We start from the raw sequence: 11,917 nt of genomic DNA, 5'->3' as shown, positions 1-11,917 counted from the left end.
TCGTCGATCGACATTCAACAGCCCCTTACGCCTTTTCGATCAAACAGACGACGGCCAGGGCTGCAATGCCTTCACCGCGCCCTGTAAAACCGAGCCATTCCGTCGTCGTCGCCTTGACGTTCACCCTGTCGAGGGGACAGTTAAAAATTTTCGCCATTACGCCTTTCATGTCCTCGATATACGGAGACATCTTGGGCTTTTGAGCGATGATCGTAGCGTCTACATTGCCCACGCTGAATCCGGAGCGGACTCCCTGTTCCCACACTTTCCGCAACAGCTCTACACTGTCTGCGTCCTTGTACGCCGGGTCTGTATCGGGAAAGTGCTTGCCGATGTCTCCTCGACCCATGGCACCTAACACGGCATCCGTAACGGCGTGCAACAGGACGTCAGCGTCAGAGTGTCCGTCCAACCCCTTTGCATACGGGATGTGGACGCCGCCGACGATGAGGGGACGCCCTTCTGTCAAACGGTGTACATCAAATCCTTGTCCTACTCGCATGATGTTCGATCTCCCATTTTGCGCATGTGTTGCAAGATAGACTCCGCAAACCACAAGTCTTCCGGTGTCGTGATCTTGATATTGTAATAATCGCCGCGCACGATACGCACGTCGAAGCCTAAGTGCTCCATCAACATCGCGTCATCAGTAGCCGCCAGCTCTTCCTCCCTCGCCTGCGCGTGGGCTCTTTTTAATTCGGTCAGGCGGAATGCTTGCGGAGTCTGAACCGCCCACATGCTTTGACGTTCCGGTGTTTCCTCGATGATCCCGTCTACATTCACTTTTTTGATCGTGTCTTTAACGGGAACGCCGAGGACAGCTGCGCCGTGTCTTTGCGCGCTTTCCAAGAGTTCATTCACCATTTCTTCAGATACGAAAGGCCGGGCACCGTCATGGACGAGTACCCAGTCCGTCCGCACCTTGTTTAAGCCGATACGGACACTGTCTTGGCGCGTTTTTCCACCTGCTACAACATCCGTCACTTTCCTCACATTATACGAACGACACAACGCCTCACACTTTGCGATATCCCCTGCGCTCGTGACGACAACGATTTGCTCGACGAACGACATGTGCTCAAATGCTTGCAACGTATGCATCAAAATCGGCCGGTCGCCAAGTTGGATAAACTGCTTGTTAAACCCTTTTCGCATCCGCTTTCCTTGACCGGCGGCCGCCACAACCACTCCAACTGTCACAACCACTTCCCCTTTAAGGTCGTCCAATAGGCGGAAAAGGACACGACCGCCCTCCCTGAACCCGTCATTCTAACATCCTATTGTACACAAAGTGTTCTCCTCTCGCCAGCGGAGCAAGAAAAAAGGAATCCCGCCGCTTCAGCGGAATTCCTCTGCGCAGCCGAGACTATAGAGCCTTTTCCAACAATTTCGGCTTAGCAAAAATCATGCGTCCGGCGGAAGTTTGCAGTACGCTCGTCACCAACACCTCTATATTTTTACCGATGTAGTCGCGACCACCTTCAACGACGATCATCGTCCCGTCATCTAAATAAGCGACACCTTGTCCGTGTTCCTTGCCATCCTTAATCACTTGTACATTAATTTCCTCACCTGGGAGAACGACCGGTTTCACTGCGTTGGCCAAATCGTTAATGTTCAGAACCGGCACATTTTGCAGTTCACACACTTTGTTCAAGTTGTAGTCGTTAGTGACCACTTTTCCCGAGAGCACTTTCGCCAGTTTAACCAGCTTACTGTCAACTTCATGAATGTCTTCGAAGTCGCCCTCGTAAATCAACACCTTCACTTTTAACTCTTTTTGGATCTTGTTCAGTATGTCCAGACCGCGTCGACCCCGGTTCCGCTTTAATACGTCCGACGAATCGGCGATGTGTTGTAGTTCTTCCAACACAAATCCTGGGATGACTAACGTTCCTTCCACAAAGCCCGTGCGGCAAATATCCGCGATGCGCCCGTCAATGATGACGCTCGTATCCAAAATTTTGTAAGCCGCATTCTGATTGTCTTTCTTCAACTTGTCTTTATCGCGACTCAAGCGCCCGATTGAAAAAATAGACACCAGTTCATCCCGCTTCTTGTATCCGACGCGAAAGCCGAGATAACCGAAAAGAGTGGAAATGGCAATGGGCAGTATATCGGACAGTACTGGAACCGGCAAGGTGGATATGGACGGAACCAATAAATAAGCGACAATGAGACCGACCGTTAAGCCCATAACTCCGAAAATAAAATCTGCTGCCGGTACTTTCGCCAGGCGTTCTTCGCTCCAGCGTATCCAACTGCAAGCGGCGTCTGACAGCTTCCCTGTTACAAATATGAGCAAAATCGCACCCAAAACAGCGCCTATATAATCCGGTATCGGAACTTGGCCGAAGTTGACAGGTGGACGTTCCAGTAACGCAAACAACATCGGCCCGACGTAAAAGCCAACCGTCCCGCCGAGAATGGCAAAGAACAGCTGTACGATTCTCTTTAACAACATATGTCACCCCCTTTTACTCATTATAGACAATTCACGCATAACTAAACATCCGACCGATAAGACCGAAAATAAAAAATTTTTCCCAAAAGTTCAACACGCTAGACAGTGCTCGTTCCATTGCGTTGCACCGTGCTGTCCAAAAGGGAGAGGGCCTGTTCCTCATCCATCTCTTTGGCCAGGACGAGTTCGCTGACTAACATTTGCTTCGCATTGTCCAGCATTTTCCGCTCCCCTGTCGACAACCCTTTGTCGCTTTCCCTCTGCATAAGTGAACGAACGACATCTGCCAATTCATAAATGTCACCGCTCCTCATCTTCTCTAAATTGGCGCGGTAGCGATGATTCCAATTGGTCAAATCGACGTTCGCTTCGTCTTTCAAAATTTCTATAACCCGGTTGGCCCCTTGTTCGTCCACAACTTCCCGTATCCCGATATCGTCTGCGCTTTTCATTGGCACCATCACTTTTATATTTCCGACAGGCAGGTGCATGACGTAATATTCTCGCTTTTTTCCGAGTATTTCTTTCTCCTCGATCGCTTCAATCACGCCGGCGCCGTGCATCGGGTACACCACTTTATCGCCAACTTTAAACACATACACCACCTCCAAGGACCTTCTTCCAATATATCACAATTGGAGGCGGAGGTCAATTTTTAAACCAATTATATTAGCACATTCATATAATAGCAGTCAACCCCTTTCGGCGAATAAAAATCTCTTCCATACCGGCTACATAAAAATTGACTCTTAAAACTTCCAGGCTCTATAATAAAACTGTAAATTTCCCACAATTCCCAGGGAGGACACCTACATGCGCGACCACCAATTAGACCGGTTCCAAACGCAAGTCGCCGAGTTGTTGCTCAGACACCGAAGTGTACTGGATGTGTTGTCAAAACTACAGGAAACAAGCGCTCGTACGAACCGATCCATCACAAAGGCAGTCACCAACTGCGGTTGCCTAAAGGTTCAGGCCGGCAAACAGCCCTTTACTTCGGCCTCAAACTTCGACACAGCAAAAGACGCAGTAGACACACACCTGTCTGGAGACCTTTGTGAACATTGTCGTGACGTGGTCGTTTCCGAGATGGGCAAGCACTTGTTCTACTTAGCGTCAGCCTGCAATCTGCTCGATATTCACATGCGCGATGTCATCGAAAAAGAGTCAGAAAAACTGTCGACTCTCGGTTTGTTCAATATGAGTTGACTCCCTTCTAACGATAATAAACGATATAATTTTATAAAAGTTACACACTTTTTTCGAAAAAAACTTATAGACCGGAATTCATTCCGGTCTATCGCTTTTTAAAGATGTACGTCCGACTCTAAAGGAGAGTCTTCGTATCCCTTCCGTCTAAAATGTCCGCCAAGTCCCCACAATGCGTATAGAATGAGCGGAAGAAACACGATGCGCGGAAGATCGTTAGGAAAACGCACCGCGAGAACGACGGCGACGACTCCCAATGCGGGACCCAACCAATACGTCTGCTTCGGGAGCCCCACTTTTTTCACGTTCGGATATTTAATCGAACTGACCATGAGAAAGGACAGCCCTAGCATCGCCAAAACGAGGACAGATGGAGAGGTCATGACCTCACTGTACAGCGCCATTGTCGCAAGTACTCCCCCGGCAATTGTGATCGGCAAACCGACGAAATACCCGGGAATCCCTTTTCTCACATTGAACCTGGCCAACCGCAATGCGCCGCAAACGGGAAAGACGACTGAAACGACCCAGCCGATCACACCGATTTCATGCAGCACTGCCACATACATGATGAAAGCCGGTGCAACGCCAAATGTCACCATATCCGATAATGAGTCCAGCTCTTTGCCAAAAGCACTTTCCGTCTTCAGCATCCGCGCCACAATCCCGTCTAACCCGTCACACAACATGCCGGCAATGACTGTAATGGCTGCAAATTCCCACAAGCCGTCATGTACGAGTTTTAACGCCAACAAGCCAAAAAAAAGGTTACCGATCGTAATCACATTGGGAAGTACTTTTGCCAGCAAACACAGTCACCTCCCCATCTTCCATCACTATGTTCGCGAAGTCCGTCTCATGCCTCGCCTTAAATGTGGCGATCTACAAACACTTGCTCTTGAATTCGTTTGAGACCGTCTTTAATAATGCGCGCCCGCACTTCACCAATACCGTCGACTTCGTCTAATTCCTCGATGGTCGCCATCATCGTTTTGGACAAATGGGAAAATTCCCGCACGAGGTTTTCGACGACGGAAGCCGGTAAACGAGGTATTTTGTGTATGATGCGGTACCCCCGCGGCATAACCGCGTTTTCTTCCGCATTTTCAACGTCTGTGTAGCCGATAATGCGCGCAATGTTCTGACGATCCAACAGTCCTTCAGACGACAGTTGTTGAAGTTCGGCCAGTGCTTTTTCCGCCGACTTTTCATCTAGTTGGGGAATGTAATCTTTGACGAGCCAGTACTCTTCTTTCTCAATGCCAGCAACGAGTTCTTCGAGTTGCATCCGTATGAGACGCCCTTCAGTTCCTAGCTCGTGGATGTACGCCTGAATTTCATGTTTAATTCGCAAGACTTGTTCTATGCGCTGGACCACTTCAGTGACGTCTTGCAGCGTCACCAAGTCTTCGAATTCCAAGGCGGACAAGTTGGTCATCGACTGATCCAGCACCGATTTGTATTTTTCCAGTGTCTGCAGCGCCTGGTTCGCTTTCGTCAATATGACTCCGATGTCCTTCAGCGAATAGCGGAAGGCCCCTTTGTACAGCGTAATGACGTTGCGGCGCTGCGAGATCGCGATCACTAGCTTCTTCGTTTGCTTCGCCACGCGCTGCGCTGTGCGATGGCGGATGCCGGTTTCGGAAGACTGTATACTCGAATCGGGATTTAAGTGAGTGTTGGCATACAAGATGCGCTTGCCGTCCCCCGACAGTAGAATGGCGCCATCCATCTTCGCTAGTTCATACAAATGGGCTGGTGAAAAAGGCGAATCGATGCGAAACCCACCGTCCACCAAATCCTCCATCTCTTCCTCATAACCGAGTACAATTAAAGCTCCCGTCTTAGCCCGCAATACGTTTTCCAGTCCTTCCCGCAGTTCCGTCCCCGGCGCCACCAAACGCAAAACTTCCTCCTTGACGTCTTCGTCTTTCACGTCTTCTCCCATTGGCTACCCCCCTAACACGACTTCTAGCGCTTCTTGTACTGTGTTAATTCCGACGAGTTCAATCCCTTGAGGCGGCGACCAGCCGTCTACATTTTGGCGCGGCAACACGATACGGCGAAAACCGAGTTTCGCTGCTTCCTGCACGCGCTGCTCCACGCGGGAGACACTGCGCACTTCGCCGGTCAAGCCTATTTCGCCGATGAGCACGTCTTGCGGCGAACACATTTGGTCTCGGAAGCTCGAGGCGATACTGACGGCAATGGCCAAGTCAACAGCAGGTTCGTCCAAACGGACGCCGCCAGCTACATTGACGTAGGCGTCCTGATTTTGCAAAAACATGCCCAGCCGTTTCTCCAGTACGGCGATCAGGAGCGAGACGCGGTTGTGGTCCACACCTGTCGCCATTCGCCTCGGAGCCGCGAACGACGTCGGGGTGACAAGTGCTTGCAACTCGACGAGAATCGGACGCGTCCCTTCTAAACTGGCCACGACGACTGAACCAGAAGATGCGACAGGCCTTTCTGAAAGGAACAATTCTGACGGATTTGCCACTTCTGCCAAACCGTCAGATTTCATTTCGAACAGGCCAATTTCGTTGGTCGAACCGAAACGGTTTTTCACGGCCCGAACTATGCGATAAGTGGAAGACCGCTCTCCCTCAAAGTAGAGCACGCAGTCCACCATGTGTTCTAAAAGGCGCGGTCCAGCTATCGCGCCCTCCTTCGTGACATGTCCGACAATAATCACGGCTGTCCCGCGCGCCTTAGCCATGCGCATCAGGTGGGCGGTACACTCTCGCACTTGGGCCACGCTTCCCGGGGCCGACGTCACATCAGGGTGAAAGACAGTCTGGATCGAATCAACAACCAAGAGGGCAGGGTTCACGTCTGCGACGATCTGTTCAACATGGGGCACACTCGTCTCCGTTGCAACCAAAAGCCTTTCGTGTAACGCCCCCAGCCGATCAGCCCGCATTTTCGTCTGTTGGACCGACTCCTCGCCTGAAACGTACAAGACTTTCTGCCCGTCGAGGGCGACTTGATGGGAGGCTTGCAGCAGCAGAGTCGATTTCCCGATCCCCGGATCGCCACCGACGAGAATGAGTGAACCGGGAACGAGCCCGCCGCCAAGAACCCGGTTCAGTTCTTTCAACCCGGTATCCTGGCGGACTTCCGATGTCACCGTCAGAGAGGTAATCGGCTGAGCTCTCGCCATTGTACCCGTTGCGTAGCGGGCTCCCCGCGCAGGCGTTTCCCGCTCTTCCACCAACGCATTCCACTTCCCGCAGCCAGGACACTTCCCCAGCCACTTGGGAGCGACAAAACCGCACGCCTGACAGACAAACCTCGTCTTTTCCTTCCCCATTCACCGCTCTCCCATCAATTTCATTGGTTTATATTATATCACAGAACATGACGCCACTACACAGAGCCAACAAAGAGAAACCCCCTCTTCAACTTCAGAGGGGGGTTTTATGAAAGTGCAAGATTTAGGCGTTCGCTTTGACTTCATCTGTTTTTTTCACCGTCAGCTCATCGCCCTGTACGTCGATTTCTACCGTATCTCCCTTCTCGAAATTCCCCTTCAGCAGTTCTTCTGACAGACGGTCTTCAATGTGCTTCTGAATGGCCCGCCTGAGCGGCCTTGCTCCGTAAGTCGGGTCAAAGCCGGTTTTGGACAGCCAGTCTTTCGCCTCCTCCGTCAACACAAAGTGGATATCTTGTTCGGCCAGGCGCTTGCGCACGTCTTCCGACATGAGGGAAACAATTTCCCGAATGTGCGCTTCGTTCAGCGAATGGAAGACGATGACTTCGTCTATCCGGTTCAAAAATTCCGGCCGAAAGCTGTTGCGCAACTCCTCCATCACTTTGCTCTTCATGTCGTCGTAACCGTCGTCCTTGTTGACGGCGAAACCGAGAGTCGAATTTTTCTTAATCGTATTCGCTCCGACGTTGGACGTCATAATCAATACCGTGTTGCGAAAATCGACAGTCCGCCCCTTTCCGTCGGTTAAACGCCCATCTTCCAACACTTGCAGCAAGATGTTAAACACTTCAGGGTGCGCCTTCTCCACTTCGTCCAGCAGTATGACCGAATACGGTTTGCGCCGCACTCGTTCCGTCAGCTGCCCCCCCTCGTCGTAACCGACGTATCCCGGAGGGGCCCCCACGAGCCGCGAAGTGGAGTGCCGTTCCATGTACTCGGACATATCAATGCGAATCATCGCATCTTCGTCACCGAACAGCGCCTCGGCCAGGGCACGGCTCAGCTCTGTTTTCCCGACACCAGTCGGTCCGAGGAAAATGAACGACCCAATCGGCCGCTTTGGATCTTTCAGGCCGGCACGGGCACGGCGAATCGCACGGGAAACGGCTTTGACAGCTTCGTCCTGTCCGATGACGCGTTCATGTAAAATGTCTTCCATTTTTAACAGGCGTTCGGATTCTTCTTCGGCAATCTTCTTCACGGGTATTCCCGTCCAGCTGGCCACCACTTCCGCTATGTCCTCTTCCGTCACTTCGGAGTCATCGCGCCCTTGGTCTTCCTTCCACTGTTTGCGCGATTCCTCCAGCTGTTCACGCAATTTTTGTTCGTCATCGCGAAGGGCAGCAGCCTTTTCGAATTCTTGGCTTTGAACAGCGGCATCCTTCTCTTTGCGAACTTCCTCCAGCTTCTGTTCCAGTTCTTTCAAATTCGGCGGAACTGTGTAAGATCTGAGCCGCACTTTAGACGCTGCTTCGTCGATCAAATCGATCGCCTTGTCCGGCAGAAACCGATCCGTAATATATCGGTCCGACAGTTTGACCGCCTGGCGGATAGCCTCGTCGGTAATTTTCACCCGGTGGTGGGCTTCGTAGCGGTCACGCAACCCTTCCAAAATTTGGATCGCCTCTTCTGGCGACGGCTGGTCGACGGTGATCGGCTGGAAGCGGCGCTCTAAGGCGGCATCTTTTTCAATGTGCTTGCGGTACTCGTCGAGTGTCGTCGCTCCGATACACTGGAGTTCCCCCCGGGCCAACGCCGGTTTGAGGATGTTGGACGCATCGATGGCACCTTCTGCACCGCCGGCACCGATCAGCGTGTGCAATTCGTCAATAAATAGGATGATGTTGCCCGCTTGGCGAATCTCATCCATAATTTTCTTCAGACGGTCTTCAAACTCGCCGCGGTATTTCGTCCCAGCGACGACCGTGCCCATGTCAAGGGTCATCACCCGTTTGTCGCGCAGGATTTCTGGAATTTCATTGTCCACGATTCGCTGAGCGAGACCTTCTGCAATCGCCGTTTTCCCGACACCTGGTTCACCGATTAGCACCGGGTTGTTTTTCGTTCGTCGGCTGAGCACTTGAATGACGCGCTCGATTTCTTTGTTACGCCCGATCACCGGATCAATCTTTCCTTCCCGGGCGATGGCCGTTAAATCGCGGGCCAAACTGTCGAGGGTCGGCGTGTTGGCTCCCCCACTTCTCCCCGTCTGACTGGACGAGACCGCTTCGTTTGAACCTAACAACTGCAGCACTTGCTGCCGTGCTTTATTTAAGCTGACGCCCAAGTTGTTCAAGACGCGGGCCGCGACCCCTTCACCCTCGCGGATGAGTCCGAGCAAAATATGTTCTGTTCCGACGTAAGTGTGGCCGAGTTTCCGCGCTTCGTCCATGGACAGCTCGATGACTTTTTTCGCTCGCGGTGTGTACGCCGGCGTTCCCAGCTGTTCTTGTCCCCGTCCGATTAAGGCTTCCACTTCGTTTTGGATTTTTTCCAAATTGAGACCGAGACCGATCAACGCTTTTGCCGCAATGCCTTCACCTTCCCGCACGAGACCGAGCAAGATATGTTCCGTCCCGATATTGTTGTGACCTAGTCGTGCCGCCTCTTCTTGCGAAAGAGCCAACACTTTTTGCGCTCGCTCTGTAAAACGACCAAACATCATCATCGAACACTCCTTTTCCTCATGAAAATTGCGCCATGCTTATTGTTCGTCACTTACCGTTTCCGCCATACCCGCCCGTCACTTTTCGGCTGCTCCCCGCTCACCGGCGAGGCGTTCCCGTATAAGTTGAGCCCTGCGCACATCGCGCTCTCCAGAACCGAGGCCTCGTTCCGCTATTTGCTGCAAAAAACCGGGTTGCGTCATGACCATCAGTTCGTTCAAAATCGTACTGGACACGCCCTTGATCAATCCGAGGTCGATCCCCAGCCGTAAATCGGACAGTCGCTCCGTCGCTTCCTTACTGTCTATGACCCGGGCGTGCGACAAAATGCCAAGGGAGCGCTGTACGCGGTCTTCTAATTTTAAACGGGCTTCATTCATTAATTGTTCACGCGCTTTTTTCTCGTGATGCATGATTTGCAGGGCGACACTCGATATTTTATCGACAATCTCCCGTTCCGACTGACCCAGTGTAATTTGGTTGGAAATTTGAAACAGGCTCCCGACCGCCTCACTTCCCTCGCCGTAGATGCCCCGGACAGCAAGCCCTACTTGTGTGACAGCAGGCAAAATGCGCTTGATCTGCTGTGTCATCGTCAGGGCAGGGAGATGGACCATGACCGAAGCCCGAACTCCAGTCCCGACATTCGTCGGACAACTCGTCAAGTAACCGCGCTTTTCGTCAAAAGCGAAGTCGAGCTCCTGTTCAAACTGATCGTCCAACTCGCTGGCGAGGGTCCACGCTTCCTGTAGCTGCAAGCCTGGGAACAAACACTGTATGCGCAGGTGGTCTTCTTCGTTAATCATGATGCTCACAGCTTCGCTTCCACTCAAGATGACGGCACCTTGCCGGGATTCCTCGGCCAGCGCCGGACTGATCAAATGCTTTTCAACTAAAACGCGGCGCTGCAATTCGGTCAAGTCATCCATGCGAATGAGTTCCGAACCGGCCAGCTGTCTATGTGTACCTATCTTTTGAAATGCGCGGTGCACCCGCTTAATCACTTCATTCGCTTGCGAAGATGTAGCCAACATCGGGAAAGGAATGTCGCGGAAATTGCGCGCGATGCGGATGCGGCTGCTGATCATAATGTCCGAATGGGGTCCTTCCCCTTTCATCCATTCACTTACAGCGTTTTTCATAAACCGTTGTAATGCCATTTAACCGTTCACCCCGCTTAAGCTTCACGATTCTGTTCCAATTCGCGAATGCGGTCCCGTACGCGAGCCGCTTCTTCGAATTCCTCTCTGGCGACGAGCTGGTTGAGCAGCGCCTTCAGGTCACTCAGTTCGCGTTTGCGTTTGAGCTGGCTTCCCGCCCGTTCAGGCACTTTGCCGCTGTGGGTCGTATTACCGTGTACGCGCCGAAACAAAGGCTCTAGCACCGGCTCAAAGTGCCGGTAACAGTCGCTGCAACCAAATCGGCCCATCTTGCTGAACTGTTGGTACGTCAGTCCGCACGTCCCGCAACGCAAACTTTTAGGCGACGTCTTCGCTTTGGACGCCGTTTGATTCGGAAAGTCAAAATTGAGCATGCCAGACAGTAAATTGTGGATGGAAAAGCCGTTTTGAGTTCCAGGCAGAATCTCACCTTTCTCCCTGGCACACGCTTCGCACAAGTGGAATTCCGTTTTCTCCCCGTTGACGATCTTCGTAAAGTGAAGAGATGCCGGCCTTTCACCGCATTCTTGGCAAACCATACTGTTTAACCTCCTTCTTCGCGAATAAGTAATTGCGTAATGAGGGCCCGCAAAATGTTTGCCCGCAACTGATCGCGTAACGGCGTCGGAACGTTCAACACATTCCGGGAAACGACAGTGCGCATCAAGCGCCCTTCCCGTTCTGTCACGTGTTTCTGTTCTTCCAGCTGGTCAATAATCCCTTCCGCCGCCACTTGAGTCACGCGGTTGCCAATCAAGCGCATCACGTTGTCGTACCAAGACTTGGGGCACGTCCACTCAATTTTTTGAATGCGAATGTAACCGCCTCCGCCGCGCTTGCTCTCGACTTTGTACCCTTTTTCCACTGTAAAGCGGGTACTGATGACGTAATTAATCTGAGACGGCACACACTGAAAGAGCTTCGCCAACTCACTGCGCTGAATTTCTAAAACGCCATCGTCACATTCTGATAATACTTGCTTGATATACTGTTCGATCACATCAGAAACATTAGCCATAGGCAACCTCCGTTGACTTTGACTAACTTTGACTATATTATATAAAGTTCTCATCTGTTTGACAAGAGCTTTTTCAACTTTATTCTTATATTCCCCTAAACACGGTACACTTCATACCGCCACACACAATTCTCAGCTCCATTTGCTAAAAAAGATAAAGCTTGGGAACGTCCACATCTTCGCAAG

Annotated in this window: 12 protein-coding genes; 1 reads left to right on the top strand and 11 read right to left on the bottom strand. The window is 51.7% G+C overall.

Annotated elements, in window-relative coordinates; all coding sequences use genetic code 11:
* Positions 1 to 25 precede the first annotated feature (25 nt).
* From ispF to B0W44_RS00540, 4 genes are all read right to left on the bottom strand, one after another.
* Positions 26 to 505 (bottom strand): 2-C-methyl-D-erythritol 2,4-cyclodiphosphate synthase, encoded by a 480-nt coding sequence (ispF, locus tag B0W44_RS00555; RefSeq protein WP_077721180.1) that lies wholly within the window; start codon positions 503 to 505, stop codon positions 26 to 28.
* Positions 493 to 1,155 (bottom strand): 2-C-methyl-D-erythritol 4-phosphate cytidylyltransferase, encoded by a 663-nt coding sequence (gene ispD / locus B0W44_RS00550; RefSeq protein WP_418304082.1) that lies wholly within the window; start codon positions 1,153 to 1,155, stop codon positions 493 to 495. The genes ispF and ispD overlap by 13 nt, the downstream gene beginning before the upstream one ends.
* Before the next feature lie 211 nt (positions 1,156 to 1,366).
* Positions 1,367 to 2,461, bottom strand: coding sequence for a PIN/TRAM domain-containing protein (locus B0W44_RS00545; RefSeq protein ID WP_077721179.1), 1,095 nt, complete (start codon positions 2,459 to 2,461; stop codon positions 1,367 to 1,369).
* A 101-nt stretch (positions 2,462 to 2,562) separates the two neighbouring features.
* Complete coding sequence (locus B0W44_RS00540) at positions 2,563 to 3,060, bottom strand: CarD family transcriptional regulator (protein WP_077718325.1); 498 nt, start codon at positions 3,058 to 3,060, stop codon at positions 2,563 to 2,565.
* Between the two features lie 217 nt (positions 3,061 to 3,277).
* Here B0W44_RS00540 and B0W44_RS00535 point away from each other — a divergent pair, with 217 nt between their 5' ends.
* Positions 3,278 to 3,673 carry a nucleoside triphosphate pyrophosphohydrolase family protein gene (locus B0W44_RS00535; protein ID WP_077718324.1) on the top strand — a complete coding sequence of 132 codons (396 nt, stop codon included), beginning with the start codon at positions 3,278 to 3,280 and terminating at the stop codon, positions 3,671 to 3,673.
* 98 nt (positions 3,674 to 3,771) lie between these two features.
* Here B0W44_RS00535 and pssA read toward each other — a convergent pair whose 3' ends face one another.
* From pssA to B0W44_RS00500, 7 genes are all read right to left on the bottom strand, one after another.
* Positions 3,772 to 4,482: a CDP-diacylglycerol--serine O-phosphatidyltransferase gene (gene pssA / locus B0W44_RS00530; RefSeq protein ID WP_077718323.1), complete on the bottom strand. Its 711-nt coding sequence runs from the start codon at positions 4,480 to 4,482 to the stop codon at positions 3,772 to 3,774.
* 59 nt (positions 4,483 to 4,541) lie between these two features.
* Positions 4,542 to 5,621: a DNA integrity scanning diadenylate cyclase DisA gene (disA, locus tag B0W44_RS00525; RefSeq protein WP_077718322.1), complete on the bottom strand. Its 1,080-nt coding sequence runs from the start codon at positions 5,619 to 5,621 to the stop codon at positions 4,542 to 4,544.
* Between the two features lie 3 nt (positions 5,622 to 5,624).
* Positions 5,625 to 6,986, bottom strand: a complete 1,362-nt coding sequence (gene radA, locus B0W44_RS00520) for a DNA repair protein RadA (protein WP_077718321.1) — start codon at positions 6,984 to 6,986, stop codon at positions 5,625 to 5,627.
* A 124-nt stretch (positions 6,987 to 7,110) separates the two neighbouring features.
* Positions 7,111 to 9,552 (bottom strand): ATP-dependent protease ATP-binding subunit ClpC, encoded by a 2,442-nt coding sequence (gene clpC, locus B0W44_RS00515; protein WP_077718320.1) that lies wholly within the window; start codon positions 9,550 to 9,552, stop codon positions 7,111 to 7,113.
* A gap of 78 nt (positions 9,553 to 9,630) precedes the next feature.
* Complete coding sequence (locus tag B0W44_RS00510; RefSeq protein ID WP_077718319.1) at positions 9,631 to 10,713, bottom strand: protein-arginine kinase McsB; 1,083 nt, start codon at positions 10,711 to 10,713, stop codon at positions 9,631 to 9,633.
* A gap of 17 nt (positions 10,714 to 10,730) precedes the next feature.
* Positions 10,731 to 11,252 (bottom strand): protein-arginine kinase activator protein McsA, encoded by a 522-nt coding sequence (locus tag B0W44_RS00505; RefSeq protein WP_077718318.1) that lies wholly within the window; start codon positions 11,250 to 11,252, stop codon positions 10,731 to 10,733.
* A 5-nt stretch (positions 11,253 to 11,257) separates the two neighbouring features.
* The gene (locus tag B0W44_RS00500) at positions 11,258 to 11,731 is read right to left on the bottom strand and encodes a CtsR family transcriptional regulator (protein ID WP_077718317.1); all 474 of its coding nucleotides are present in this window, start codon (positions 11,729 to 11,731) and stop codon (positions 11,258 to 11,260) included.
* Between the last annotated feature and the right edge of the window lie 186 nt (positions 11,732 to 11,917).

Origin of the sequence: Novibacillus thermophilus (genome assembly GCF_002005165.1) — a bacterium.
Classification (GTDB): domain Bacteria; phylum Bacillota; class Bacilli; order Thermoactinomycetales; family Novibacillaceae; genus Novibacillus; species Novibacillus thermophilus.
The sequence above is the reverse complement of the archived record's forward strand: the minus strand, read 5'-3'. Positions and strand labels throughout refer to the sequence as shown.